This is a genomic window from Bradyrhizobium sp. UFLA05-153 (assembly GCF_054185185.1).
The window spans coordinates 140,334-166,871 of record NZ_JBBIAM010000003.1; the positions used below are offsets into that span (position 1 = coordinate 140,334).

General features: G+C 63.7%; 26 protein-coding genes and 1 tRNA gene. 12 read left to right on the top strand and 15 right to left on the bottom strand.

The window, feature by feature from the left end:
• Positions 1 to 259: 259 nt before the first annotated feature.
• Positions 260 to 499: a GIY-YIG nuclease family protein gene (locus Q2941_RS03315; protein WP_458191646.1), complete on the top strand. Its 240-nt coding sequence runs from the start codon at positions 260 to 262 to the stop codon at positions 497 to 499.
• A gap of 5 nt (positions 500 to 504) precedes the next feature.
• Here the strand turns inward: Q2941_RS03315 and Q2941_RS03320 are convergent, their stop codons facing one another.
• Positions 505 to 966 (bottom strand): MarR family winged helix-turn-helix transcriptional regulator, encoded by a 462-nt coding sequence (locus tag Q2941_RS03320; protein ID WP_027528280.1) that lies wholly within the window; start codon positions 964 to 966, stop codon positions 505 to 507.
• A gap of 154 nt (positions 967 to 1,120) precedes the next feature.
• On the opposite strand from Q2941_RS03320, the gene Q2941_RS03325 reads away from it, so the two are divergent.
• The 8 genes from Q2941_RS03325 to Q2941_RS03360 all read left to right on the top strand — a co-directional run bounded on the left by Q2941_RS03325 (position 1,121) and on the right by Q2941_RS03360 (position 8,637).
• Positions 1,121 to 1,546, top strand: a complete 426-nt coding sequence (locus Q2941_RS03325) for an organic hydroperoxide resistance protein (RefSeq protein WP_027528279.1) — start codon at positions 1,121 to 1,123, stop codon at positions 1,544 to 1,546.
• 185 nt (positions 1,547 to 1,731) lie between these two features.
• A complete protein-coding gene (locus Q2941_RS03330; protein ID WP_458191647.1) occupies positions 1,732 to 2,937 on the top strand; it encodes a CaiB/BaiF CoA transferase family protein in 1,206 nt (401 codons plus the stop codon).
• A 452-nt stretch (positions 2,938 to 3,389) separates the two neighbouring features.
• On the top strand, positions 3,390 to 4,709 hold the full coding sequence (ugpB, locus tag Q2941_RS03335; protein WP_254109747.1) for a sn-glycerol-3-phosphate ABC transporter substrate-binding protein UgpB: 1,320 nt from the start codon (positions 3,390 to 3,392) through the stop codon (positions 4,707 to 4,709).
• A 48-nt stretch (positions 4,710 to 4,757) separates the two neighbouring features.
• Positions 4,758 to 5,639 (top strand): sn-glycerol-3-phosphate ABC transporter permease UgpA, encoded by an 882-nt coding sequence (gene ugpA, locus Q2941_RS03340; protein ID WP_027528276.1) that lies wholly within the window; start codon positions 4,758 to 4,760, stop codon positions 5,637 to 5,639.
• The gene (gene ugpE, locus Q2941_RS03345) at positions 5,639 to 6,487 is read left to right on the top strand and encodes a sn-glycerol-3-phosphate ABC transporter permease UgpE (RefSeq protein ID WP_254109746.1); all 849 of its coding nucleotides are present in this window, start codon (positions 5,639 to 5,641) and stop codon (positions 6,485 to 6,487) included. The genes ugpA and ugpE overlap by 1 nt, the downstream gene beginning before the upstream one ends.
• A gap of 5 nt (positions 6,488 to 6,492) precedes the next feature.
• Positions 6,493 to 7,584: a sn-glycerol-3-phosphate import ATP-binding protein UgpC gene (locus Q2941_RS03350; protein ID WP_458191648.1), complete on the top strand. Its 1,092-nt coding sequence runs from the start codon at positions 6,493 to 6,495 to the stop codon at positions 7,582 to 7,584.
• 303 nt (positions 7,585 to 7,887) lie between these two features.
• Positions 7,888 to 8,313 carry an Hsp20 family protein gene (locus Q2941_RS03355; RefSeq protein ID WP_011083554.1) on the top strand — a complete coding sequence of 142 codons (426 nt, stop codon included), beginning with the start codon at positions 7,888 to 7,890 and terminating at the stop codon, positions 8,311 to 8,313.
• A gap of 51 nt (positions 8,314 to 8,364) precedes the next feature.
• A complete protein-coding gene (locus tag Q2941_RS03360; RefSeq protein WP_027528273.1) occupies positions 8,365 to 8,637 on the top strand; it encodes a BQ00720 family protein in 273 nt (90 codons plus the stop codon).
• A 252-nt stretch (positions 8,638 to 8,889) separates the two neighbouring features.
• On the opposite strand, the gene ptsN is transcribed toward Q2941_RS03360, so the two are convergent.
• The 11 genes from ptsN to Q2941_RS03415 form a co-directional block, all read right to left on the bottom strand.
• Complete coding sequence (gene ptsN, locus Q2941_RS03365) at positions 8,890 to 9,351, bottom strand: PTS IIA-like nitrogen regulatory protein PtsN (RefSeq protein ID WP_027528272.1); 462 nt, start codon at positions 9,349 to 9,351, stop codon at positions 8,890 to 8,892.
• A 236-nt stretch (positions 9,352 to 9,587) separates the two neighbouring features.
• Positions 9,588 to 10,181, bottom strand: a complete 594-nt coding sequence (gene hpf, locus Q2941_RS03370) for a ribosome hibernation-promoting factor, HPF/YfiA family (protein WP_458191649.1) — start codon at positions 10,179 to 10,181, stop codon at positions 9,588 to 9,590.
• A 164-nt stretch (positions 10,182 to 10,345) separates the two neighbouring features.
• On the bottom strand, positions 10,346 to 11,968 hold the full coding sequence (gene rpoN, locus Q2941_RS03375; protein WP_458191650.1) for an RNA polymerase factor sigma-54: 1,623 nt from the start codon (positions 11,966 to 11,968) through the stop codon (positions 10,346 to 10,348).
• A 91-nt stretch (positions 11,969 to 12,059) separates the two neighbouring features.
• A complete protein-coding gene (gene lptB / locus Q2941_RS03380) occupies positions 12,060 to 13,046 on the bottom strand; it encodes an LPS export ABC transporter ATP-binding protein (protein WP_027528269.1) in 987 nt (328 codons plus the stop codon).
• 212 nt (positions 13,047 to 13,258) lie between these two features.
• A complete protein-coding gene (locus Q2941_RS03385; protein WP_458191651.1) occupies positions 13,259 to 13,969 on the bottom strand; it encodes an LptA/OstA family protein in 711 nt (236 codons plus the stop codon).
• Positions 13,966 to 14,703, bottom strand: a complete 738-nt coding sequence (gene lptC, locus Q2941_RS03390) for an LPS export ABC transporter periplasmic protein LptC (RefSeq protein WP_027528267.1) — start codon at positions 14,701 to 14,703, stop codon at positions 13,966 to 13,968. The genes Q2941_RS03385 and lptC overlap by 4 nt, the downstream gene beginning before the upstream one ends.
• A 139-nt stretch (positions 14,704 to 14,842) precedes the next feature.
• A complete protein-coding gene (locus Q2941_RS03395; protein ID WP_027528266.1) occupies positions 14,843 to 15,457 on the bottom strand; it encodes a ribonuclease D in 615 nt (204 codons plus the stop codon).
• A gap of 162 nt (positions 15,458 to 15,619) precedes the next feature.
• A complete protein-coding gene (locus Q2941_RS03400; RefSeq protein ID WP_458191652.1) occupies positions 15,620 to 16,960 on the bottom strand; it encodes a hypothetical protein in 1,341 nt (446 codons plus the stop codon).
• Between the two features lie 18 nt (positions 16,961 to 16,978).
• On the bottom strand, positions 16,979 to 18,718 hold the full coding sequence (locus Q2941_RS03405) for a DUF6798 domain-containing protein (protein WP_458191653.1): 1,740 nt from the start codon (positions 18,716 to 18,718) through the stop codon (positions 16,979 to 16,981).
• Positions 18,718 to 20,046 carry a UbiA family prenyltransferase gene (locus Q2941_RS03410; protein WP_458191654.1) on the bottom strand — a complete coding sequence of 443 codons (1,329 nt, stop codon included), beginning with the start codon at positions 20,044 to 20,046 and terminating at the stop codon, positions 18,718 to 18,720. The genes Q2941_RS03405 and Q2941_RS03410 overlap by 1 nt, the downstream gene beginning before the upstream one ends.
• Before the next feature lie 239 nt (positions 20,047 to 20,285).
• Positions 20,286 to 20,372 (bottom strand) — tRNA-Leu (locus tag Q2941_RS03415).
• Positions 20,373 to 20,487: 115 nt separating this feature from the next.
• Between Q2941_RS03415 and Q2941_RS03420 the strand changes: the two genes are divergently transcribed.
• Entirely contained in the window at positions 20,488 to 21,381 is an 894-nt protein-coding gene (locus Q2941_RS03420; RefSeq protein WP_458191655.1) for a complex I NDUFA9 subunit family protein, read from the top strand.
• Between the two features lie 34 nt (positions 21,382 to 21,415).
• On the opposite strand, the gene Q2941_RS03425 is transcribed toward Q2941_RS03420, so the two are convergent.
• From Q2941_RS03425 to Q2941_RS03435, 3 genes are all read right to left on the bottom strand, one after another.
• Positions 21,416 to 22,156, bottom strand: a complete 741-nt coding sequence (locus tag Q2941_RS03425) for an SDR family oxidoreductase (protein WP_458191656.1) — start codon at positions 22,154 to 22,156, stop codon at positions 21,416 to 21,418.
• Positions 22,153 to 23,490: an FAD-binding oxidoreductase gene (locus Q2941_RS03430; RefSeq protein WP_458191657.1), complete on the bottom strand. Its 1,338-nt coding sequence runs from the start codon at positions 23,488 to 23,490 to the stop codon at positions 22,153 to 22,155. The genes Q2941_RS03425 and Q2941_RS03430 overlap by 4 nt, the downstream gene beginning before the upstream one ends.
• Before the next feature lie 100 nt (positions 23,491 to 23,590).
• On the bottom strand, positions 23,591 to 24,397 hold the full coding sequence (locus tag Q2941_RS03435; RefSeq protein WP_458191658.1) for an undecaprenyl-diphosphate phosphatase: 807 nt from the start codon (positions 24,395 to 24,397) through the stop codon (positions 23,591 to 23,593).
• Between the two features lie 168 nt (positions 24,398 to 24,565).
• On the opposite strand from Q2941_RS03435, the gene Q2941_RS03440 reads away from it, so the two are divergent.
• Both Q2941_RS03440 and queG read left to right on the top strand, forming a co-directional pair.
• Positions 24,566 to 25,258 carry a glutathione S-transferase family protein gene (locus Q2941_RS03440; protein WP_027528257.1) on the top strand — a complete coding sequence of 231 codons (693 nt, stop codon included), beginning with the start codon at positions 24,566 to 24,568 and terminating at the stop codon, positions 25,256 to 25,258.
• Entirely contained in the window at positions 25,207 to 26,385 is a 1,179-nt protein-coding gene (gene queG / locus Q2941_RS03445; protein ID WP_458191659.1) for a tRNA epoxyqueuosine(34) reductase QueG, read from the top strand. Before Q2941_RS03440 ends, queG begins: the two co-directional genes overlap by 52 nt.
• The last annotated feature ends 153 nt before the right edge of the window (positions 26,386 to 26,538 follow it).

The window sequence follows — 26,538 nt, forward strand, 5'->3', positions numbered from 1 at the left end:
GCTACGCGTGGCGCAGCCGCGCAGAGCCCGAAGGGTGAAGCGTGGTGTCCGGCGAAGCCCAAAGGGCGAAGACGGACTGGTTCAATTCTCTTCTCCCGCCTGCTAAGCTGTTTGGCCTTTCACCCGGCTACGCGTGGCGCAGCCGCGCAGAGCCCGAAGGGTGAAGCGTGGTGTCCGGCGAAGCCCAAAGGGCGAAGACGGACTGCCCGACGCTCTATCCCCGCCCCCTCAGACGACTGCCCCGACGTGAGCCATCAATGTGGTCGTCTACATTATCCGCAGCATCGAGTTCCCCGACCAGGAATATATCGGCGCTACGGAAGACTTGAAGCGACGGGTTCCGGAGCACAACACCGGCAAATCCGCTCACACCGCGAAATTCAAGCCGTGGAAGCTGGTCTGGTACTGCGCTTTCCCTGACAAACTGAAAGCATTGGCGTTCGAAAAATATCTGAAGTCGCACTCAGGCCGCGCCTTTTCGAAAAAGCGGCTCTGCTAAGCCCCCTACTCCCCAATCACCGCATTCAACCGGTCGCGCAGCGCGACGATCTCGTTTTTCATCGCGACCAGTTCGGGCACCGTGCAGTCGGATGCGGCCAGGATCGACTGCGGCACGCTGCGCGCCTTGTCCTTCAATGCCTGTCCCTGCGGCGTCAGCGCGATCAGCACCTGGCGCTCGTCCTCGGTCGAGCGGGTGCGCTTGACGAGCTGCGCGGCTTCGAGGCGCTTGAGCAGCGGCGTGAGCGTGCCGGAGTCCAGAAACAGCCGCTCGCCGATGTCCTTCAGCGGCACGCCGTCGCGCTCCCACAGCACCAGCATCACCAGATATTGCGGATAGGTCAGGCCGAGCCGGTCCAGCAGCGGCTTGTAGACACGGTTGAAGGCGTGCGCGGCGGAATAGACCGCAAAGCAGATCTGGTTATCGAGCCGCAGCGGCTGGTCAGCGGCCAGTTGTTTCCGAGCCATGGGAAAAACCTCACGAGATTCGCTTCGACATTCTGGGGCGGAGCACATTCAATTGCGAACAATTAAATGTGAGGCCGCGCAAAATTTATATTGCACACAATCTAATTGTCTGCAATATATGCGGCACCCCAACCGGAAACCAGGGAGACCCAAGATGTCCGTGAATGTCCTCTACAAGACCAGCGCCAAGGCCACCGGCGGCCGCGACGGCCACGCTGCGACCCTCGACGGCGCGCTGGACGTGAAGCTCACCACCCCGAAGGAGCTCGGCGGCGGAGGCGGGGCGGGCAACAATCCCGAGCAGCTGTTTGCGGCCGGCTATGCCGCCTGCTTCATCGGCGCGATGAAGTTCGTGGCCTCCCAGGGCGGGCCGAAGGTTCCCGCCGACACCGCGGTGACCTCGACGGTCGGCATCGGCCCGCGTTCGGAAGGCGGCTTCGGCCTCGAGGTCGAACTGCTGGTTTCGCTGCCCGGCGTTCCCCGCGCGGAGGCCGAGGCGCTGGTCGAGAAGGCCCATCAGGTTTGCCCGTACTCCAACGCGACCCGTGGCAACGTCGACGTCCGCCTGAAGGTTGCCTAAAACCAGAGGCGGGCTGGCTGGCCCGAGATCCCCCTCGCGCCAGCCACTCGCCGCCTTGATATGCCACGCCGCGGGATTGGCCGCGGCGGCGCATGCGGCCCCACCCCGGGAGCCATTGCCGGCTCTCGCGAACCTCGCTAGGCCAGTGATCGAACATGATCCTCCCTTAAGCGAAGGTTGCCGTCATGACTTCCGAAGCCGCATCCGGCGCAATGAGGGGACTGCGCGTCATCGATCTCACGCGCGTGCTCGGCGGCCCCTATTGCACGCAAATTCTCGCCGACCACGGCGCCGACGTGATCAAGGTCGAGCCGCCCGCAGGCGATGAGGTGCGCGAGTGGGGACCTCCCTTCCATGAGGAGGACGCGGCCTACTTCGTCGGCATCAACCGCAACAAGCGCTCGATCGGCCTCGACCTCGCCTCCGAAGGCGGCCGCGTCGTGCTGCTCAAGATGCTGGAGACGGCCGACGTCCTGATCGAGAATTTCAAGCCCGGCACGCTGGAGAAATGGGGCATCGGCAACGAGGTGCTGCGCGAAAAATTCCCGCGCCTCGTGCATTGCCGGATCTGCGGCTTCGGCGCCGACGGCCCGCGCGGCGGCAATCCCGGCTACGACGCCATCATCCAGGCCATGACCGGCATGATCGCGGCGACGGGCTCGCGAGAGAGCGGGCCGATGCGGATCGGCGTGCCGCTGGTCGACATCACCACCGGACTTTATGCGGCGATCGGCATTTTGATGGCGCTTTCGGAGCGGCAGCGCTCAGGGCTTGGGCAATTCCTCGAGACCACGCTCTACGAGACCGGCCTTGCGATCATGCATCCGCACACCGCGAACTACTTCATGCATGGCAAGCCCCCTGGCCTGACCGGCAACGAGCATCCCAATCTCGTGCCCTACGCGATCTTCCCGACCCGCACGGACGACATCTTCATCGGCGTCGGCAATGACGGCACCTTCCGCAAGCTGGCCAAGGAGATCGGCAAGCCCGAGCTCGGCACCGATCCGCGCTTTGCGCGCAACAAGGACCGCATCGCCAATCGCGAGGCGCTGCGCGCCGAGCTTGCCGCGGTGTTCAGCCAGCATGAGGCCGAGCCGCTGTGCGATCGCCTGCTCGCCGCCGGACTGCCCGCAGGTCCCGTGCAGAAGATCGACCAGGCGTTGAACAATCCGCACACGATCTACCGCGGCGATATCATCGAGAAGGACTGGTACAAGGGCGTCGCCTCGCCGATCCGGCTCGATCGCAGCAAGCCTAGCCTGCGCCGCGTGCCGCCGAAATTCAGCCAGCACGCCACAGAAGTGCTCGGCGAGTTCGGATATTCCAGCGCCGAGATCGAGGCGATGGTCGAGATGGGCACGGTCTGCGGCCCCGAGCGCAAGCGCTAGGGTTTCATGGAATAGCCTTCAGCGTCGCCGCAAAGGCACTGCGCCCCCTCTCCGGCTTGCGGGAGAGGTTGGGGAGAGGGTGTCTCCGCAACGGGACAATCCCCATGAGGATAGAACCCTCACCCGGCGCTACGCCATAGCCGAGGCTTTGCTTCGGCGTCTGTTAGAAGAACGGCCGCCGAAGGCGGCCTCGGCCTCTCCCGCAAGCGGGAGAGGTTTTCGAACCCGCGGCCTGATCATTAACTTCACGTCATCCAATGCCGCACTGCGGCGCGCCCCACGACTGCGCGCCGCGAACGGGCTCCCCGTACGCGGACGTCTTCGCCTATTTGACGGCTTCCCTTTTCCGGCGCTTGCCGCTTTCGTTTCGGCCGCTTACACAGTCACGTGAACGTCATATGGCGCTGCTAGCGCATGCGCACTTTGATGACGGCCCAAGGGAGGTTTTCTTAATGGCTCTTCGACAATTCGCTGCGGCTGCCGCCATTGCCGCCACGTTCGGCCTTGCCGCCTCGACGGCGCAGGCCGCGACGGAAATCCAGTGGTGGCACGCGATGACCGGCGCGAACAACGACGTCATCGTCAAGCTCGCCAACGACTTCAATGCGTCGCAGAGCGACTACAAGGTGATTCCGACCTACAAGGGCAACTACGCCGACACGATGAACGCCGGCATTGCGGCGTTCCGCGCCGGCAACGCGCCGCACATCATGCAGGTGTTCGAAGTCGGCACCGCGACCATGATGGCCGCGACCGGCGCCGTCAAACCGGTCTACAAGCTGATGGCCGAGACCGGCGAGAAGTTCGACCCCAAGGCCTACCTGCCCGCGATCACCGGCTACTATTCGACCTCGAAGGGCGAGATGCTGTCCTTCCCCTTCAATTCGTCGTCCACGGTCATGTGGATCAATCTCGACGCGCTCAAGAAGGCCAACATCGCAGAGCCGCCGAAGACCTGGCCTGAAGTCTTCGAGGACGCCAAGAAGCTGAAGGCCGCCGGCTATTCCACCTGCGGCTTCTCCGGCTCGTGGGTGACCTGGGTCAATCTCGAGCAGCTCTCCGCCTGGCACAACGTGCCGCTCTCGTCCAAGGCCAATGGTCTCGATGGCTTCGACACGGTTCTCGAGTTCAACGGTCCGCTCCAGGTCAAGCATCTCGAAAACCTGGTCGAGCTGCAGAAGGACAAGACCTACGACTATGCTGGCCGCACCAACACCGGCGAAGGCCGCTTCACCTCCGGCGAATGCCCGATCTACCTGACCTCTTCGGCCTTCTTCGGCAACGTCAAGGCACAGGCCAAGTTCAACTTCACCGCGGTGCCGATGCCTTACTATCCCGACGTCAAGGGCGCGCCGCAGAACTCGATCATCGGCGGCGCATCGCTGTGGATCATGGGCGGCAAATCGGCCGACGAGTACAAGGGCGTCGCGAAATTCCTGACCTTCCTCTCCGATACCGATCGTCAGGTCTACATCCACAAGGCGTCCGGCTATCTGCCGATCACCAAGGCGGCCTATGAGAAGGCGAAGGCAGAGGGCTTCTACAAGGATCAGCCGTATCTCGAAACGCCGCTGATCGAGCTGACCAACAAGGAGCCGACCGAGAATTCGCGCGGCCTGCGGCTCGGCAACATGGTCCAGCTCCGCGACGTCTGGTCGGAAGAGATCGAGCAGGCGCTCGCCGGCAAGAAGACCGCCAAGCAGGCGCTCGATACCGCCGTCGAACGCGGCAACACGATGCTCCGGCAGTTCGAAAAGACCGCCGTGAAATAAGGCGATGAGCGGCAGGCCGATCTCGCGGCCTGCCGCTCACCTCACATCATGCAAAAGCAAGCCATTTTCCAATCAAGGCTATTGCCGTTCGCGCTGGTTGCACCGCAGCTCGCGATCGTCCTGATCTTTTTCTACTGGCCTGCCCTGCAGGCCGTCATCCAGTCCTTCCTGCTCCAGGACGCCTTCGGACTCTCGACCAGCTTCGTCTGGTTCGACAACTACGTGGAATTGTTTGGGGAGCCCGCTTATTTCGAGGCGATCGTCCGGACCTTCTTCTTCTCGTTCGCGATCGCCGTCTCGTCGCTGTCCCTGGCGCTGCTGCTCGCCGTGATGGCGGACAGGCCGATGCGCGGCGGCACGCTCTATCGCACGCTGCTGATCTGGCCCTATGCGGTCGCTCCGCCCGTCGTCGGCGTGCTCTGGATCTTCATGCTGCACCCCTCGCTCGGTGTGCTCTCGCGCTATTTGCGCGACATGGGTGTCGACTGGAATCCGCTGCTCAATGGCAATCAGGCGGCAACGCTGGTCATCCTCGCCGCCGCCTGGAAGCAGGTCTCCTACAATTTCCTGTTCTTCCTCGCCGGCCTCCAGGCCATCCCGAGGAGCGTGATGGAAGCGGCCGCGATCGACGGCGCCCGCCCGATGCGGCGGTTCTGGACCGTGACCTTCCCGCTGCTGTCGCCGACCATCTTCTTCCTCCTGGTCATCAACATCGTCTACGCTTTCTTCGACACCTTCGGCATCATCGATACGATGACACGTGGCGGTCCTGGAACATCGACGGTAACGCTGGTCTACAAGGTCTATACCGAGGGGCTCCTGGGCGGAAATCTCGGCAGCTCCGCGGCACAGTCGGTGATCCTGATGGTGCTCGTCATCGTGCTGACGGCAATCCAGTTCCGCTTCGTCGAACGCAAGGTGACCTACTGATGGTCGAGCAAGAGGGCATCCGCCGCTACGTCGCCCATATCATCCTGTGGATCGGGATCGCGATCGTCGCCTTCCCCGTCTACATCGCGATCGTCGCCTCCACCCAGGACAACGCGCTGATCGCCAACGGACAGATGTCGCTGCTGCCGGGCGGGCACTTCCTCGAGGTCTACTACCAGACCATCTTCGTCGGCACGAGCGGAACGACCCGCGAGCCCGTCGGCAACATGATGCTCAACTCGCTGATCATGGCGATGCTGATCGCGGTCGGCAAGATCGCGATCTCGATCATCTCGGCCTATGCGATCGTCTATTTCCGCTTTCCGTTCCGGATGGCGATCTTCTGGATCGTCTTCATCACCTTGATGCTGCCGGTCGAGGTGCGCATCTATCCGACCTACAAGATCGTCGCCGACCTGCACATGCTCGACAGCTTTGCCGGCCTGTCGCTGCCGCTGATCGCGTCGGCCACCGCGACGCTCCTCTTCCGCCAATTCTTCATGACGGTGCCGGACGAGCTATTGGAAGCCTCGCGGATCGACGGCGCGGGACCTCTGCGCTTCTTCTGGGATACGCTGCTGCCGCTGTCGCGCACCAACATGGCGGCGCTGTTCGTGATCCTCTTCATCCTCGGCTGGAATCAGTATCTCTGGCCGCTGTTGATCACGACCCGCGACGACATGCAGACCATCCAGGTCGGCATCCGCAAGATGATGACCACGAACGACGCGCTGACCGAATGGCCGATCGTGATGGCGACCGCCGTGCTCGCGATGCTGCCGCCGGTGTTCGTCGTCGTCGCGATGCAGAAACTGTTCGTGCGCGGACTGGTCGAGACGGAGAAGTAGAGACTATGGCCAACGTCACCCTGCGCAATGTCCGCAAGACCTATCCGGGCGGCTTCGAGGCCATCAAGGGCGTCGACGTCGATGTCGGCGACGGTCAGTTCTGCGTGCTGGTCGGTCCCTCCGGCTGCGGCAAGTCGACGCTGCTCCGCATGGTCGCGGGGCTCGAGACCATCTCCGGCGGCGAGATCGACATCGGCGGCCGCGTCGTCAACCAGGTCGAGCCCGCCGAACGCGACATCGCGATGGTGTTCCAGAACTACGCGCTCTATCCGCATATGAGCGTCTACAACAACATGGCCTACGGCTTGCGCAATCGCGGCATGGCGGAAGCCGAGATCAAGACCCGCGTTGAGGAAGCCGCGCGCGTGCTCGAGCTCGCACCGATGCTCGAGCGCAAGCCGCGCCAGCTCTCCGGCGGCCAGCGCCAGCGCGTCGCCATGGGCCGCGCCATCGTGCGCCAGCCAAAGGTGTTCCTGTTCGACGAGCCCCTGTCCAATCTCGATGCCAAGCTGCGCATCGCGATGCGGGTCGAGATCCGCAAGTTGCAGCGCCGGCTGAACACCACGTCGATCTACGTCACCCACGACCAGCTCGAGGCGATGACGCTGGCCGACATCCTCGTCGTGATGAATGGCGGCCAGGTCGAGCAGATCGGCAATCCGCTCGCGATCTACGAGAAGCCGGCCACCACCTTCGTCGCCTCCTTCATCGGCGCGCCGCCGATGAATCTGATGTCGACGCGGCCGGACGAGGTCAAGACGCAGCTCGGCAGCAATGGCCGCGCGGCGGAGGCCGGCATCCTCGGCATCCGCCCGGAGGACTTCGTCATCACCGACCAGACGCCGGCCGGCGGCGTCGCGCTTGCCCTCACCGTGGAAGCCATCGAACGGGTCGGCGCCGAAACCTTCGTCTACGGCTCACGCCGGCAGGACGAGAAGCAGGTCTCCGCGACGCCCGGCGAGCTGCCGCCCGGCGAGGTCATCGTCCGGATCCCCGGAGCCGAGGCACCCGCGATCGGTCAGAAGATCCGCGTCGCCGCGGTGCGCGAGAAGCTGCATCTGTTCAGCGCCGACGGCCGCAAGCGGATCGAGGCCTGAGGCTTTCCGTCACGGGGCATTAAAAATATCGAAAACAACCCCATGCAAAGTAGCCGGCGTGAGACTTGGTCATTCCAGGGCTCGCGTCAGCGAGATCCCCATTGCGCAATTGCGCAATGGGGAACCTCGCGCCACAAACTGTAGATTCCGGGTTCGGCGCTTCGCGCCGTCCCGGAAAGACGAATCCACAGCCCCCCGCTAGGTGCTTGAACCTGCACGGGGATGTGCCCATATTGGGTCACAAGGGGTGCCATTCAGGGCCCTGAAACGTCAAAGTCGCTTTCCGCGAGGACTTTGTAAACTATGTCTCGTGTTCCCACGTTATCCAGTCCGTTCCTTCTGGGCTTCGACGAGATCGAGCGCGTGCTCGATCGGGTCGTCAAAGGCGCCGACGGTTATCCTCCGTACAATATCGAGAGGTGCGACCGGTCGGACGGCCAGCCCGAGCGCTTGCGCATCACGCTGGCGGTCGCCGGATTCACCCGCGACCAACTCGATGTAACCATTGAGGAAAACCAGCTCGTGATCCGCGGGCGTCAGCAGGACGACAAGACCCGGCAATACATCCATCGCGGCATCGCCGCGCGCCACTTCCAGCGCACCTTCGTGCTGGCGGAGGGGATGCTGGTGCTGGGTGCGGATCTGAAGAACGGGCTGTTGTCGATCGATCTTGCCCGGCCGGAACCGGAAAGGATCGTTAAGACAATCGCTATCAATGAGCACGAATAATGGAACGAGTAGCGGACTCGACCGCTTAGTTTCGAGAGAGGAGTCGAGACCATGAGTAACGGTCATGTTGCGTTCGAATACGAAGCCAACAACGTCTCACCGGAGACGCTGGCAACCCTCGGCGAGGGCCACATCGCCTACGTGAAGCAGATCCGCTCGGAGGACGTACCCGACCTGTTTCCCGAGGCGCCCAAGATTGCGCCAGGCCTCAAGCTCTTCGCGCTCCACGCCGCCGACGGCACGCCGATCATGCTGACCGACAGCCGCGAAGCCGCGATCGCCAATGCCTGGAGCAACGAGTTGCAGGCGGTGAGCGTGCACTGAGCCGCGCGCTTCGCATCGATAGAATTTCAAGCGGGCATGCCTTCACACGAAGGCATGCCCGTTTTGCTTTGAGCTGCAGATCGCTTGCAGTCTCCTCGTCATTGCGAGCGTAGCGAAGCAATCCAGGCTGCTTCCGCGGAGGCAATCTGGATTGCTTCGTCGCTTCGCTCCTCGCAATGACGGCGCTTGTGGAGACGCCACCTCTCAAGGTGAGAACACCGGGCGGATCAGCAGCCCGATCGGCTTGCCGAATTACGCCGCGCTTGCCGGCGGCAGCGCGAGCACGGAGTAGATCGCCTGCGCATCGCGCGAGGCGCGCAGCTTCTTGGCGATGTCCTGGTCACGCAACAGGCGGGCGATACGCGCCAGCGCCTTCAGATGATCGGCGCCCGCGCCTTCAGGTGCGAGCAGCAGGAAGACGAGATCGACCGGCTGGCCGTCCATCGCCTCGAAATCGATCGGGCGATCGAGCCGCGCGAACAGGCCAAAAATCTTTTCCAGCTTGGGCAGCTTGCCGTGGGGAATCGCGACGCCATAACCGACCGCGGTGGTGCCGAGCTTTTCCCGCTGCAACAGCACCTCGAAGACAGAGCGTTCGTTCTGCCCCGTGAGCTCGGCGGCCTTGGCAGCGAGTTCCTGCAAGGCCTGCTTCTTGCTGTTGACTTTCAATGCCGGGAGAATCGCCTCGGGTGCGACCAGATCGGTAATCGGCATGGAGCTTTCCGAGGTGAATTAAGCCGTCAGGTTCCGAATTGGCCAAGTTGGTAGACCAGATTTGGCCGGCGTCAATAAGGTGAAGCAGGAGGCGGACTTAGCCCCGATCCTGATGTGGGGCGCTTCTACTCCAACGCAATCCCGGTGCCAACTCCCGCAAGCGCCTTTTACCGTGCTCATCCTTAAACACAGGAGTCATACGGGGAAGGTCCCAGAACCCTCGATGGCAGGCTGGGCTAACTCCCGGAATTGGACCCAGGAGGGTCGATCCAGCCGACATTGCCATCCGCCCGGCGGTAAATGATGTTCACCCGGCCGCTCGAGCCATGCTGAAATACCAGGCAATGGGCGCCGCTGAGGTCGAGTTCCATGACCGCCTCGCTGACCGAGAGCTGCCTCAAGGAGGTGGTCGATTCCGCGATGATGACGGGGCTGTAGCCGGTGACTTCGTCCTCGCCCTCGCCCGGGGCTTCCAGGACGTAAGCCGTGGCGTCCAGCGCGGCCAGTGCCGCGGAGGCCGCGGCTGTCTTGCGGGCCGACCGGTCCTTCAGCCTGCTCTTGTAGCGCTTGAGCCGCTTCTCGATCATCAGCAGCGCCTGGTCGGCGCTGGCATAGGCATCCGACGCGTTCGAATCGGCTTCCAGCGTGATCCCCGAATCGAGGTGCAGCGCGCAATCGGTGCGGAAGCCGAACCCGTCCTTGCTCAGCGTAATGTGGCCGGAATAATTGCCGTCAAAATATTTGCGCAAGACCTCGTCCGTGCGCTCGGCGACGCGGCCGCGGAGGGCTTCGCCGACGCTGATGCTTTTGCCCGAAATCCGGAGAGTCATATGATGCCTCGCCTGGTTGGTGCCAAAGCGCGATGACATCGCGCGTTAGGTTGTTGTTTGAGCATGCTCTTTTCGGAAAACCGCTTCGCACTTTGCCGGATCATGCTCGAGCCTGGGCCGATCTCAAGGGAGATTGAGAGTAGCGCGATTTGAGGCGCGCGCAATCAGGCCGGCTCGGTGTTGCGGGAGCGATCGGACAGTGCGGTAGAGAGGACGTTCCCAAGAGCGCTCTGCTTGTCGCGACGGCGTTGTACCGAAGAGGGAATGCGCATGGCTTCGCGGTACTTCGCAACCGTGCGCCGGGCGATATCAATGCCGGACGCACGCAACCGTTCCACGATCGTGTCGTCCGACAGGATTGCGGACGGCTCCTCCGAATCGATCAGCTGCTTGATGTGGTGGCGGACGGCTTCGGCGGAATGCGCCTCGCCGCCATCGGCCGACGCGATCGACGCTGTGAAGAAATACTTCAGTTCAAAGGTGCCGCGATTTGTCGCCATGTATTTGTTGGCGGTGACGCGCGACACCGTGGATTCATGCATCTGGATGGCGTCAGCAACCGCTTTCAGGTTGAGCGGCCTCAAGTGCGCGACACCATGGGTGAAGAAGCCGTCCTGCTGGCGCACGATCTCGGTTGCGACCTTCAGGATGGTGCGGGCGCGCTGATCGAGCGCGCGCACCAGCCAAGTCGCGTTCTGCAAGGCATCGGTGAAATAGGACTTGTCGCCATCCTTGCCGATTTTCTTCGACAGCTTGGAGTAATAGGTCTGGTTCACGAGCACGCGCGGCAGAGTGTCGCTGTTGAGTTCGACATGCCAGCCGCCGTCGGGACCCGGACGGACATAGACGTCCGGCACCATGGTCTGGAGGCGCGAGGAGCCGAACTTCATGCCGGGCTTGGGATCGAGGCGGCGGATCTCACCGATCATGTCGGCGATATCCTCGTCGTCGACGCCGCAGACCTTGCGCAAGGAAGCGATGTCGCGCTTGGCCAGGAGATCGAGATTCTCGACCAGCGCCTGCATCGCCGGGTCGTAACGATCGAGCTCCCGAAGCTGGATCGCTAGGCATTCGCTCAAATTGCGCGCGCAGACGCCGGGCGGATCGAATTTTTGCAGCACCGCAAGAACGTCCGCGACATCCTGCTGCGATGCACCAAGCCGCTCGGCGGCCTGGCCGAGATCCGGCGGCAGATAGCCGGCCTCATCGACGAGGTCGATGAGATACTGCCCGATCATGCGCTGCGCCGGCGCGGTGAACGCGACCGAGAGCTGCTCGGCGAGGTGGTCGGACAGCGTCGTCTCTGCCGCGACAAAAGCTTCGAGATTGTAGTCCTCGTCACCGGAGGCGCCGCCGCCCCATTCGGTATAGACGCTCGGCGCCGCATCCTGCGCATTGCGCGCCGCGGCTTCCGCCGGCTCTTCCGAGAAGACGTTGTCCAGCCCGGTATCCAGCGTCTGCTCGATCTCGGCGCGGGTGCCGAGATCCTTGCTCATCCACTCTTCCTGACCCGGCTCGAAGGCTTCGCCTGAACCGCCGCCCGGCTCGTCGCCATGGCTGCCGCCGGAATCGTCGCTATCGCTGAATTGGGCCGTTTCCGTCGGGGCATCGCCTGGGGGCTGCTCGTCGCTCGCCCGCTCGAGCAGCGGATTGCGCTCGAGTTCCTCCTCCACGAAGGTCGTGAGATCGAGATTGGACAGTTGTAGCAGCTTGATCGCCTGCATCAACTGCGGCGTCATCACCAGCGACTGCGACTGCCGGAACTCTAATCTCTGCGTCAGCGCCATGAAGCAAGAACCGTTCCCAAAAATTTGGTCCGATTTTTGCTTATCCTAGTCTGAGCCCGATGTACACGTCTTGACGAAAGCAAAAAACGGGCTAGAGGCGGAACTCCTCGCCAAGGTAAAGGCGGCGAACGTCCGGGTCGTTGACGATCTCATCCGGACTACCCTCGGTCAAGATTTCACCGGCATAGACGATATAGGCGCGATCGGTGAGGCCGAGCGTCTCGCGCACGTTATGGTCGGTGATCAAGACGCCGATGCCGCGGTTGGTAAGGTGGCGCACCAGGTCCTGGATGTCGCCGACCGCGATCGGATCGATGCCGGCGAAGGGCTCGTCGAGCAGCATGTAGTTGGGGCGGGTCGCGAGCGCACGCGCGATCTCGACGCGGCGGCGCTCGCCGCCGGACAGCGCGATCGACGGCGATTTTCGCAAGCGCGTGATGTTGAACTCGTCGAGCAGCGAGTCGAGCTGCTGCTCGCGCTTCTTGCGCGAGGGTTCCACTACTTCGAGCACGGCGCGGATGTTCTGCTCGACAGTGAGGCCGCGGAAGATCGAGGCCTCCTGCGGCAAATAGCCGATGCCAAGCCGCGCGCGCTGATACATCGGCAGCTTCGTCACGTCATGGCCGTCGAGTTCGATCGCGCCGCGATCGGCCTTGATCAGCCCGGTGATCATGTAGAACACGGTGGTCTTGCCGGCGCCGTTCGGCCCGAGCAGACCGACGGCCTCGCCGCGGCGCACATAGATGCTGACGCCGCGCACCACCTGGCGGCTGCCAAAGCTCTTTTCCACACTGTGCACAGCCAGCAAGCCGGGCCGGCGCAAGAGCTGCGGACCGCCCGAACCGTTGGTCTTGGTGGCGGTCTGGGCCGGCCTGGCGGCGGGTTGGGGACGAGGCCGCGGCGGTTCCTGCGCCGGTATCGGCTGCTCGCGCGCGATCGGCGGCGCGTCCCGCACCGGGCTGGTCAGAAGGCTGCCGACGCTGTCACCGAGCGCGGTGATGTCGTCGCGCAGGCGCGCAAATCCTGGCCGGCCACGTTTGGCGGGGCGCCGACGGAACATGCTGAATAAATCGACCATCCCCGCTGTCTCAAGCCTTTCACGGTGATCCCGCGATTTGCCGCCCCGGCGCGATTCGCCGGCACAGCATGAGTGAAAGGATGCCTCCTGCCCAGAGAAACACCCTCGATCCCTTATCGGCGGATCCCGCTGCCGAGTCCGCTGGGGTAGATACAGTCTTGTCGGGCGGGCTTCAACCTCGCTCCGACAGCGCCGTACACAAGTTGTTGAATTTACTTCTGTTTGCTTGCGCCGGGCAGCGCCAAAGGCGGGCCGGCGCCGGGCTTGGAGGAGCCGCAATCGCCGCCGCCGCCCTGCGGGAGCAGGGCCTGCACCTTGCCGCTGTCGGATTCCACACGCGACACCCCGGTGGTCATGTCGACCATCAGGCGGTCGCCGCGCAGCACGTTCTTGCACTGGGTCAGGACCACGCCGCCGAGCATGGTAATGAGATTGGTCTTGGTGTCGAACACCGCGGTCTCGCCGGTCACCACCTGGTCCTTCTGGGTCACCACGACATTGCCGCGCGCTTCCAGCCGCTTGATCGAGGAGCTGCCGTTCGGTCCTGGCGTTGCCGATTGCATCGGTGCCGCCGCCTTGGCGTTTTTCGCCGCCGGCTGCGGTGCCGCGGGCTTGTCGCCGCCGGATTCGTAGAACACGACCAGCGTCTTCGACGTCATGGTGGTGTCGCCCTGCACGACCTTCACGTTGCCGGCGAAGGTCGCTTCCTTCTTCTTGTCGCGCATTTCGAGCGAGGCGGCCTCGATCTGGATCGGCTGATCGCGGTTCTGCGAAAACCCCTGCATGGCGTTGGGCACGCCCTGCATGGTGCTCTGCGCATGCACTGCTGCGACAAGTGCCGCACCAAGCGTGAGCGCGCCGGCGCTGAACGCAACGCTCTTCGAAAAACCGTTGCGCAAAAGGTGCTTCGTCATGGAGATCATCTCGAGGTCGCAGACTTGTTTTGGAGCGAGCGCGTTTTCGCGGGTGGTCGCGCGGGCTCGGCAGGTGCTGGTGGCGCGGCCGCCGGCTCGTCATTGCCTAGCTTGTCCAGATACATCACGACGTGGCCTTCGAAGCGGATCACCTCGCCGCCCTCCATGATCTTCAGGCGGTCGGAGGTCAGGGTGCCGTTGGTCAGCTTGACGTCGACATGCTCATCCGAGGTGACCGTGTTGTTGGCCATGTCGACGAAGGCCTGGCTGAGACGGGCCTCATAGCCCGACGACGTCCGCAGGAAGATATCCTTGCGCAGATCGAGCTGCTGCTGCTTGTTGTCGAAGGTTCCGTTGAGGGCATCGAGGAACACGGTCGATTGATCCTGCATCAGGAGCTTGGCCCTGAGCTTGTGCAAATCGACATGATCGGCATCCCTGATGTCCTGGGTCGCGGTCTTGGCCCAGAGCTCATAGGGCCGCTGGTCGGGCGTGTAGCCCGACAGGTGCGGCGTTTCCATCGTGATCTTGGTGCCGGAGACCACCAGGTTTCCGGGATCGAAAGCCACTTCCTTGGTGGTCCGGAACTTGTTGAAGGCCGAGACGAAGATGATCATGGCCATCGCCATGACGACGGTCACCGGCACGGCGATGCGCAGAATGTGGACCAGCCGGCTGTGGCGCGCCGCTGCCGCGAAGCGCGCCTCCAAGGCATCATAGGCTGGGGTCTGGACCGAACTCACTGCTGCTCCGGGGCGCCCGTTGACGCCCGATTGTACCCGGCGCCGCCGGAATATGCAGCCCGCGACAGGCCGTTACGACTGTGTCCGAAACGGGGCGGCCGGGGCGCCCCGAGGCACCCTCCCGGCCGGCAGGATCTCCTTAGGAGTGCGCAAAAATGTCCTCGGCCTCCCAGCCCTGCAAATCGAGCTTCGCCCGCGTCGGCAGGAAGTCGAAACAGGCCTGGGCCAGCGCGGTGCGGCCCTCCCGCACCAGCATGGCATCCAGCCGTTCGCGCAAGCTGTGCAGGTGCAGCACGTCGGAGGCGGCGTAGGCGAGCTGCGGCTCGCTGAGGCTGTCTGCGCCCCAATCGCTCGATTGCTGCTGCTTGGAGAGATCGACATTGAGCACCTCGCGGACGAGGTCCTTGAGGCCGTGGCGATCGGTGTAGGTGCGGGTCAGGCGCGAGGCGATCTTGGTGCAGTAGAGCGGCGTCGTCATCACACCGAAGGCCTCATACAGCACGGCGATGTCGAACCGCGCGAAATGGAAGATCTTCGTGATCGAGGGATTGGCGAGCAGCGCCTTCAGGTTCGGCGCGTCGGTGTGCCCCTTGGGGATCTGAACCACGTCGGCGCTGCCGTCGCCCGGCGAGAGCTGCACGACGCAGAGCCGGTCGCGATGCGGATTCAGGCCCATGGTCTCGGTGTCGATCGCGACCGACCCGGTGTAGCGGGACAGGTCCGGCAGATCGCCGCGATGCAGGCGTACGGTCATGGCGTTTCAAACCTCAGTCGAATCGATGCAGCCTTGCAGGCTAATGGGCGGAACGGGAACTGGCGAGGGTCGGGCGCGCGAGCGAAATCCGAAAAGTCTGGGCTAGCCCTTCGTCCCCGCTTCGGCGGTGTATCCGCTGGCAGATATCCGCGCAAGCCGACCTCAGGGACGCTGATACTTGCCAAAATCAGCCAGGAAGACCCAGAAGCACAGCAGCGCTGCGAAAAGCTGAAGGAAGCCGCCTTCGATGGCGCCGCCGGAGATCGAGACCAGGGTCGGAATGAGGATTGCTACGGTCAGAACGGCCACTATCGCCGTGGCCGGAAGATTGACGATGAGAACGGCGGCATAGATCGCCAGTTCAAAGAAGGCATATTCCTTGAGCCGCGGCGAACAGAGATAGAGCGCATACATCGCCAGAACCGTGATGCGCGCGGCGTCGCGGGGATGATCGATCAGCCATCGATCCAACCTGTTCGCAAGCCATCCGGTCTCGGGCGAGACCCGACCGGCGATGGCGCGCGATACGGACAAGGCGAATGGCGCCAGCACGAGCGCGATCGCCGCAAGCCCATAGAGGGCGAACACGAGCGCTTCGCTGCCCGCCACATCCCAACGTTTTGCCAGGCCCTGGACGAGAATGAAGAGCGAGGGATTCATCCTGTCCTGGGCAACGCCAAGCTGCCCGGGAATTTGACCGGAGATGGCGCGGAACCAGCTTGGGAAGAGGTCGGCGTAAAACACCATCGAGATCAGGATCGGCAAAATGAACATGCCGACTGCGACGGCGATCAGGATGAGCTTGCGAAAGCGCGGCTGCGGCAGGAAGTAGAGTGAAGCAAGGACGGGACAGAAGACCAGCTTGAATGATGTCACGAGGCCGAGCACGGCGGCACCGGTCAAGCGCAGCATGAAGCTCGTCTTGTCTTCCTCTTCAAGCGGACTGAGCAAGAGCGCCAGCGCAACCGCCGTCAGCAAGCCGGTCAGAATCGAAAAATTCCCGGACGCCAGTGTCCATTCGAAGCCGACGAACGCTCCGAGGGCACAAAGCACTCTGAGACATGTATCGCGCAGGCCCGCACGGGGCGCGCCAAGACTGGGCAACAGCAGTCCGCAGAGAATGCCGAGGACGAGATAGACGGCGCTGTGATGATCAACGAGCAGTCCCGTGGAGCACAGGGGCCGGAAGACATCCAATGTCACCGGCAGATAGGGGTATGCGAACGTGGTGTTCTTCAAATTGCCGATGAAGTAGGGGTCAAGCCCCGCAACATAGGCATCGACCCCCGCGCAGTTCACGTGAAGGTCCCACCCGAGTTGCCCGCTCGAGTTGCCGTCGACGACGAAGCTTGCAAGGACCGGGATGGCGAGGAGCGCAGCAAAAAGCATCAACCAGGCGTTCGGCAGTTGGCCGATGCCGCCACCGGGATACGACAAGGCGAGCCCAGCTTTCCCGACCGGCGTCTCCATCACGTTCGGCCGCTGTACGTTGCCGTTGGCCATGTGGAGCGCCCGGCGCCTTCAGAGCCCTGCGGCCTGGCGCTTCGCGGCGGATACGCAGAGATGGGCGGTGCGGAACAGCACGCTGCTGCTGTCCTGCGACGACAACGCATCGCACTTGTCGACGACATAGCCGATGCCCTCGCGCGCGGCATAGGCGAGCTTTGATGCGTGATCTCCGAGTCCGGCCGTCTCGGTCATGCGCTGGTGCCAGACCGCGTAGTAGGACGGCGTCCACATCGCCGCCGCACCGCGCTTGTAGTCGACCCAGACCCGGCGGTGCGAGACGAATTCGAAGTTGCCCTGCCGCGACAGGGCAATGTCCGCAATCGACGGCGTCGGTTTTGCGTCAAGGTCGGGTCTCGGCGGCACGATGAAAGTAGCGCTTGTCGGCGTCGACATGCGCGCCCAATTGCCTACATCCGCCCATTCCTGCGCCCCCTCGGAATAGGCCCGATCGAACACGAAATAGTTCCAGGCGCCCAGCGGAAACAGCACGCATCCGGCCATGGCCAGCAACGCGTATCCTACCCTGCGACGATAGGCAGGCACGGTTTCCGTCGCTTCGCGAATATGCCGGGCTGCCAGGATGATTGGAATGGCAATCAGGAATGCGACATCGCCCAGATAGAGCGCCAGCACGATCGCGCAGCCGGGCAGGAACAGGGCAGAACTGTCACGACGCAACCAGCACGTGGCGAGCGCGGCAATGGCGAGGCCCGCCAACAGATGAATGATCGTACCCGAGCGAAGCAGCTGAATGTTGAGGAGGAAAGGTGACGTGCTCAGGGATGGCAGGACGACGCCGAGCAGATAGAGGAGGATCGCCCCGAGATAGGCGACCTGCAGCTCCCGGCCCGTCGGCCCGAACCAGTAAAGCGCGATTGCACCGAGGGCCGCGATCTCCGTTATCTGGAGGATGCCGGACATCGAGATCGAATCGATCAGGGAGTGGCCGGCAAAATATTCGCGGAGATAGGCGGCATAGTCCACGCCAAGCGACTTGCCTAGCTCGGGATTGGACAGGATCGCGTGCAGCACCGGAAACATGATCGGCGCGGAGATCACGAGGCCGATCGCGGTCCGCGAACAGACCGCAGCGATGGTCGTCTCCTTCTTGATCAGAAGGTAGATGCCGATGAACGCCAGCAGCGGCGCGAGCCAGATCGCCATGAACGCATTGACGAAGAACGTGACGCCGAGGGCGACGGTCGCCGCCGTGAAGCGCCCCCGGGCCGCGAAATAGACGCCTAAGAGAATGGTGCCGTTGGCGATTTCCGAGTGCGTGAAATAGTTGATGAACAGGCCGCCGGTACCGGCAGGGCTATAGCCCAAAAGCAGCGGCATCGAGCAGACGAGCAAGGTGAACACAATCCTGTCGCGCCGATCGGTGATGCCGAGGAGCGACGCGCAGCACAGGAAGCCGAGGACAGAGAACAGCCTCGACAGAAAATTCAGGACGAAGAAAACCAGCTCGGTGTGGTCAAAATATTTCTGGCTGTCGCTCAAGACGATCCAGACGCCGGATGCAAAGTAGCGCATCGACTGGATGAACGCGTCGTCCTGATACTGCGGCTCATTGAAGAGGCCGGCAACGATCGGAAGGTGGAAGATGTTGTTGTCGACACCGAAGACGAATCCACTCGTCAGGATCGACAATAGCGAGCCGGCCAGCGCAATCGTCAGCGTCTCGATGAGGGGAGCGGGAACGCTCGCGGCGCCCTCCCGGTCGATTGGCATATTCAGACTTGTCTCGGTCATCAGATCGCTGCCAGCATGATGCAGATCATCGCCATCACCGTGATACGGCTGGCGTTGTCTCTGAAGGTGTAGAGGATCGGGTCGTCCGGCATCTCGCGGCGATGCGCCATCATCAGCGCGCGGCCGAACCAGTAGAGCAGGAGCGGATTGAGCAGCCACAGCATCCAGGGACGGCTGTAGAGCGTCATCACCGCCGAGGACGAGACGTAGAGCGAGAACACGATCACCGCGTTCATGCCACTCGCCGACGCCATCGCCGCGATGACCTGGAGATCGCCGATCCTGTAGTCGCGGTTGGCGGGATCGGAGAGGCCCGCGCCCTGGCGCAATGTCAGCTCGCTGAAGCGCTTGATCAGCGCCAGCGAGGTGAACACGAACAGCGAGAACATCAACAGCCATTCGGACAGCACCACGCCGATACCGACAGCGCCGCCGACGATACGCAGCGTATAGAGGCCGGCGAGCGTGACGACGTCGAGCAGCATCTTGCGCTTGAGGAGCAGCGAATAGGCTATCGTGGTGCCGAGATAGGCGGCGAGCACCGCGGTGAAGACGCCGGAGATGCAGAGGCTGGCGGCGAACGCGCCGAGCCACAGCACGGGAATCGCGAGCAGCGCAGAGGCGATCGGCAGATCGCCGGCCGCAAGCGCGCGATGGCGCTTAGTCGGATGCTGGCGGTCGGCCGAAAGATCCAAGAGATCGTTCATCAGATAGGCGCCGGACGCGCAGGCCGAGAACGCCAGGAAGGCCAGGAGCGCAGCGCCGAGCGCCGACAGGCTCATCTGATGCGCCGTCACCAGGGGAACGAAGACCAGCGTATTCTTGGCGTATTGATAGACGCGGAGCGCGTTCACCCAAACCTTCAGGCCGACCGAAGTCTTCAGGCCGGCCTTGCGATCGGCACCCGGGGCATCACGATGGCCGACATAGTCGAAGTCGTCGAGATCAGCGGTCGCGACCACGCCGTCGAAACCGAGATGCGCGGCGATGCCCTCGGCATGGTGGCGCAGCCGGGAGGCGGTCACATAGACCTTGCGGCCCTGCGCGCGCGCTGCGAGCGCCAGGTTCAGGACGTCCTGCTCATAGGGAAGGCTGGCATAGTCGAGCCTGGCGCCCTCGACGAGGTGCAGGAGCTTGTCCTTGCGCCAGCTCCCGGCGGCGCGCAGGCGGCCGAGCATGTGTCCGGGCTCGCAAAGCAGCGCCTCCAGCAACAGATCCGAGCGCAGCAGCGCGCCTTCGAGCTCAAGGACCAGCGCACGCGGAGCGGCCGTCGGGACCGGCTGCGGCTCCAGTTCAAGGAGATCGTGCTGCCATTGGGGCTGCTCCATTCGAATACGCGCTCTTAACTGGCTGGCATGGCCGGCCAGCGGCCGGGGAGCAGGGAAATGGACGGCTAAAACCGTAATTTCCAAACGCTAAGGACGGCTTAATCGGACTGGAGAAGGTGCGGTGGGATTTCGGGGATCAGGAACCGGCCGAAATGGCTCGGCGCGGGGCGGCCCATTCCGACCAATGGCAGCGCCAAGGCCCCGATTCGGCCATCACATCAGGGAGCTACCGAGAAAAATGGTGCCCAGGAAAGGACTCGAACCTTCACGGCCGTGAAGCCACTGGCACCTGAAGCCAGCGCGTCTACCAATTCCGCCACCTGGGCATGCCTGTTGGGCACGGGGGCGGTTACTACGGATCGATGACGCGCTTGTCAAATCCAACGTGGCGAGCCGATTGCGCATCGCAAACCGGCCCGATACCTGTCTCTTATACACATCATGTGTATAAGAGACAGGGTCCGGGTCGCGGTCCGGCGGCCGGAGCTCGCCGGCTTCCTGCAGCCCTCGGGCAAGGTCGGCCAGGTCCATACCGTGCAGGCCAATCTGCGCTACCCGGCTTCGGTCGAGGCGGCGCTGCGTGATTCGCATGTCGTGATCAATCTGGTCGGCATCCTCGCCGAAAGCGGGAGCCAGACCTTCGATGCCGTCCAGGCCAAGGGCGCCGAGACCGTCGCCAAGGCCGCGGCCGCCGCCGGAGCCGCCCTGGTGCATGTCTCCGCGATCGGCGCCGACGAGCAGTCGGCCTCGCGCTATGCCCGCGCCAAGGCGCTCGGCGAGCAGGCCGTGCTGGCGGCGGTGCCTTCGGCCACGATTTTCCGTCCCTCGGTGGTGTTTGGCCCCGAGGACCAGTTCACCAACCGCTTTGCCGCGCTGGCGCGGATGTCGCCGGTGCTGCCGCTGATCGGCGAGACGACCCGGATGCAGCCGGTCTATGTCGGCGACGTCGCCACCGCGATCGCGGACGCCGTCGACGGCAAGGCCAAGGCGGGCGCGACCTACGAGCTCGGCGGAACCGAAGTCCTGACCATGCGCGAGATCATCGAGACGATCCTCGCGATCACCGATCGCAAGCGCATGCTGGTGCCGCTGCCGTTCGGGCTTGCCCGCTTCCAGGCCAGCTTCCTGCAATTCGCGCCGGGCGCATTCAAGCTGACGCCGGACCAGGTCACGCTGCTCGAGAAGGACAATGTCGTCTCGGATGCCGCCAAGGCGGCCGGGCTGACGCTGGAAGGCCTCGGCATCACGCCGGATTCGCTGGAGGGGATCGCCCCGCAATATCTCTGGCGCTTCCGCCCCGCCGGACAGTTCCAGCGCAAGAACGGCGTAGCCTAACCTCTCCCCGCAAGCGGGGCGAGGGAGCGCACCTTCAGAACTTCAGCTTCTTGAACACGGCTTCGGGCAGCGCCTTGATGATGAACATCACGAGGCGCCATTTGCCGCTGACATAGACGACGTCGGTCCGGCGCTCGACGGCGCCAAAGATGGCATCCCCGACGACGGGAGCCTCCACGGTCAACGGGCCGATCAGCTTCATGCCCTCGGTCATCTTGGTGCGCACGAAGCCGGGCTTGACGGTGACGACGTGAACGCCACTTCGGCTGGCGCGGGCGCGCAGGCCCGACAGGAATGCGGAAAACCCGGCCTTCGCGGAGCCGTAGACGTAATTCGAGGCACGGCCGCGGTCACCCGCGACCGAGGACACCCCGACGATCGAGCCACTGCCGCGCGCCAAAAATTTTTCGGCGAACAGGCCGAGGATCAGCGCCGGGCCTTCGTAGTTGGAGCGCATGATCGTCGTGGCGTGATCGAGATCGCGCTCTGCCGTTTCCTGCGAGCCCAGCAGGCCGACGATCGAGATGACGACATCGGGTAGCGCCGGCAAACCAGCTACGAAGCCGTCGAACGAAGCGGTATCCAGCACGTCGAAGCGATGCGTGCTGGCGCCGATGCCATAGCGCGCGTTCAGGTCAGCGGCATCCGGTTCGAGCGCCGCGGCATCGCGGCCAGCGAGCTGAACATCCCAGCCGGCCTTGGCGAAGCTGCGCGCGGTGGCGCGTCCGATATCGGAGCTGCCCCCTAACACCAGTGTGATCTTGCGAGAGTTCACGGCTGCACCTCATCAAACAGTCGCTGCGAAAGCTTTGAGCGGATTTTTGCCATGGGATCGAGCGATGCCCGGATCTCCTTGAAGCGTTGCAGGGCCGGATAGCCGGCCTCGAAGGTGCTGCGCGACTGACGCGCGTCCTTCGCGAGATAAAGGCGGCCGCCGGCGGCGACGACGAGACGGTCGATCTCGTCGAGGAAATTCATGATGTTTCCGCTCGCCGGGAAATCCAGCGCCAGCGTGTAGCCGGGCATCGGAAACGACATCAGGCCGTCGCCCTGGCCGAGCTTCTTGAGCACGGCGAGGAACGAGGCATCGCCGCGCCGCGAGACGCGGTCGAGGATGTCACCGAGTACGCCAAGCGCGCCTTCGTGCGGGATCACGCATTGATGCTGCAGGAAACCGCGACGGCCGTAGATGCGATTCCAGGCGCCGACGCCGTCGAGCGGAAAGAAATAGGGAAATATCGACACCAAATGACTGCCGCCGGCGCGGCGCGCACCCATGCGGTAATAGAGCTCGTTGAAGGCACGGACCGAGTAGCGGTTCAGCGTCATCGACGGAAGGTCGATGGGCACGTTGAGACGCGGATCCTGCCCGCGGGGAAAGGTTTCGGCACCATCAGGCAGCTCGCTGGCGCTGGCATGCTCGCCGAGATAGATCAGCGAGCGGCCGAGGTCACTGCCGCGCGCCACGCAATCGATCCATGCCACCGAATAGGTCGCGGAGTCGCCGGCATCGAGCGCGCGCATCGCCGCATGCAGATCGGACGCCGAGATCACCCGCTCGCGGATCCAACCGGTCTCGACCGGCCGGAGCCTGAGCGTCGCCTCGAGGATCACACCGGTCAGCCCCATGCCGCCGATGGTTGCGAGAAAGACATCCGGATTCACCTCGCGCGAGGCCTCGATGGTCTCCCCCGCACCAGTGCGGAGCAGGATGCTGTCGACATAGCGGCCGAAGCCACCCTCGCAATGATGGTTCTTGCCGTGCACGTCGGCAGCGATGGCGCCGCCGACCGACACGAACCGGGTGCCCGGCACGACGTAAGGCAGAAAGCCGCGCGGACCGAACGTCTCGATCAGGTCTGACAGCAGCACGCCGGCCTCGAGGCGAATGCGCCCGGTCGCCGGATCGAACGACCTGACGCGGTCGAAGGCGGTCATGGCGAGGGTCTGGCTGACGCCGATGCCGGCATCGCCATAGGCGCGGCCGTTGCCACGCGCGACACCGCCGGAGGTCGCGGCGATGGCATCGCCGACCGCACCGAACGATCGCGGCGTCAGGAGGTCGGTATCGACGACCGGGAAACGTCCCCAGCCGCTGATCAGCGCCATGTTCAGCTCCTTCGCGAGGCGCAAGCCGGCCTGCTTTGGAAACTGCCTACCGTCGAAACACTTACATTACGTTGAGAAAGCTGCGCGATTGTCGACGGAATTACCGCCCCAGCGCCAGCGCAATCAGGCCGAGCGAGCCGACGATGACGCGCCACCAGGCGAACAGCGTGAAGCCATGGCGCGTGACGTATTCGAGGAAGGTCTTCACCACGATGATCGCGGTGACGAACGACACCACGAAGCCGATCGCGACGATGCCCATGTGGTCCATCGTCATCTCGCCGCGGTTCTTGTAAAAGTCATAGGCGAAGGCGCCGATCATGGTGGGGATGGCGAGGAAGAACGAGAATTCCGCCGCCGCGCGCTTGTCCGCCCCGAGCAGCATCGCGGCGACGATGCTGGCGCCCGAGCGCGACACGCCCGGAATCATCGCCAGGCATTGCGCCATGCCGATCAACAGATAGGTCAGAAGCGGAAACCGCGTCGCATCATGCTCGCGCGGCTTGAGATCGAGCTGATCAACCCAGAGCAGGATGGCGCCGCCGACGATCAGCGTGAAGCACACCACCCATGGATTGAAGAGCATGCTCTTGATGTATTTGCCGGCAACGAGGCCGACGATGACTGCGGGGAGGAACGCGACCAGCACGCCGATCACGAAGCGGCGCGCATAGGCATCGCCCGAAAACATGCCGATCGCGACATCCCACAGCTTCTTGAAGTAGAGGCCGACGATCGCGAGGATCGCGCCGAGCTGGATCAGGACGGTAAAGGAGTCCCAGAACGCGCCTTCGCCGAGACCAAAGAAGCGCTCGGCAAGCAAAAGGTGTCCGGTGGAGGAAACGGGGAGGAACTCGGTCACGCCCTCGATGATGCCGAGGATCACTGCCCGTATTGCGTCTGACATATTTACGATCCATTTCGGCAGGAAAAGCGGGGCTCTTCTCGCCTATTCGTCCCTCTGCCGCAATCGCTAAATGCGAGTTACACGGGGTTGCCTCGCGGTTTTGGAAGACTAGTCTGGCGCCGAACAAACATTGATGGATTCTTAAGCACCCCCGACATAGTCAAAGGCATGTTCACGCTGTTTCATCACCCGTTCTGCCCGCATTCGCGCTTCATTCGCCTGATCATCGGCGAGTACGGGCTCGACCTGAAGCTGGTGGAAGAGCGCGTCTGGGAACGGCGCGAGGCCTTTCTGACGCTCAATCCGGCGGGCACCACCCCGGTGCTGGCGACCGAGGACCAGCCGTCAGTTCCTGGCGCCACGATCATCGCCGAATATATCGACGAGGCCCATGGCGCCGCGATGGGCGTCAAGCGGCTGATGCCGGAAACAATTGCCGAGCGCATCGAGGTGCGGCGGCTGATGGCGTGGTTCAACGAAAAATTCTTCGAGGAAGTCTCTCATCCGCTGGTGACCGAACGCATCTACAAGCGTTTCATGAGCGAGGAGAATGGCGGCGGCCCGCCCTCGGCGGACGTGATGCGCGCCGCCAAGGCCAATGTGCGCTATCATCTGGCCTATATCGGCTGGCTGGCGCAGACGCGAAACTTCCTCGCCGGCGACCGGCCGACCTATGCGGATCTCGCCGCCGCGGCGCATCTTTCGGCGATCGACTATCTGGGCGACGTGCCATGGAGCGAGGACGACGCAGCAAAGGCGTGGTACGCGCGGGTCAAATCCCGCCCCTCGTTCCGCCCGCTGCTCAGCGAATGGCTGGCCGGCGTGCCGGCGTCGCGGACCTATGTGGACCTGGATTTCTGACCGAAGCCGATCTGTCCGACCTGAAGACGGCGCTTGCGCGCGAGGCGCAAACCCTGGGCTTCGACTGCATCGGCGTCACTGAGCCGGGCGCGATCGAAGGCGCCGGAAAGCACTTTCTCGAGTTCATCGCGGCCGGAGCCCATGGCGACATGGATTGGCTTGCGGCGCAGCCGGAGCGTCGCGTCGATCCGCGCGGTCTGTGGAGCGACGTACGTTCCGTGATCATGCTCGGCGTCAATTACGGCCCCGATCAAGATCCGCTGGAGATCCTGAAGCAGCGCTCTCGCGCCGCGATCTCGGTCTATGCGCAGGGCGACGACTATCACGACCTGATCAAGAAACGCCTGAAAGCGCTGGCGCGCTGGCTGGTCGCGACTGCACCTTGCGAGGTCAAGGTGTTCGTCGACACCGCGGCCGTGATGGAGAAGCCCTTGGCACAGGCTGCACATCTCGGCTGGCAGGGCAAGCACACCAACCTCGTCTCGCGCGAGTTCGGCTCCTGGCTGTTCCTCGGCGCGATCTACACCACGCTGAAGCTGCCGCGCGATGAGAGCGAGATCGATCATTGCGGCTCGTGCCGTGCATGCCTCGACATTTGCCCGACCGCGGCGTTTCCCGCGCCCTACAAGCTCGATGCGCGGCGCTGCATCTCCTACCTGACCATCGAGAACAAGGGGCCGATCCCGCACGAATTCCGAAGAGCGCTCGGCAACCGCATCTATGGCTGCGACGACTGCCTCGCCGCCTGCCCCTGGAACAAGTTCGCGCAAGAGGGCCGCGAGGCAAAGCTCGTCGCACGCGAGGCGCTGCGCGCGCCTGATCTGGCCGAGCTCGCGCGGCTCGACGACGCGGCGTTCCGCGCGCTGTTCACGAAGTCGCCGGTGAAGCGCATCGGCCGCGATCGCTTCCTGCGCAACGTGCTGATCGCGATCGGCAACTCCGGCGATGCGGCACTGGCGGAGGAGGCACGGCGATTGCTGGACGATGCAAGCCCGCTGGTGCGCGGAGCGGCGGTGTGGGCGCTGGGGCAATTGTTGTCGCACGAGGACTTTGCGGCGATGAGGACGGCCGCGATGCCCGCGGAGCACGACGACAGCGTGCGCGAGGAGTGGCGCGCGGCCTCCTAACCCTCCGCCGTCATGCCCCGGCTTGACCGGGGCATCCAGTACGCCGCGGCTTCTCCGTATTCGTCACCGCCTCTGGAATACTGGATCGTCCGCCTTCGCGGACGATGACAGCGGTATGTGAGGCACGCACACAGTGCTCCTCACCATGAGGGT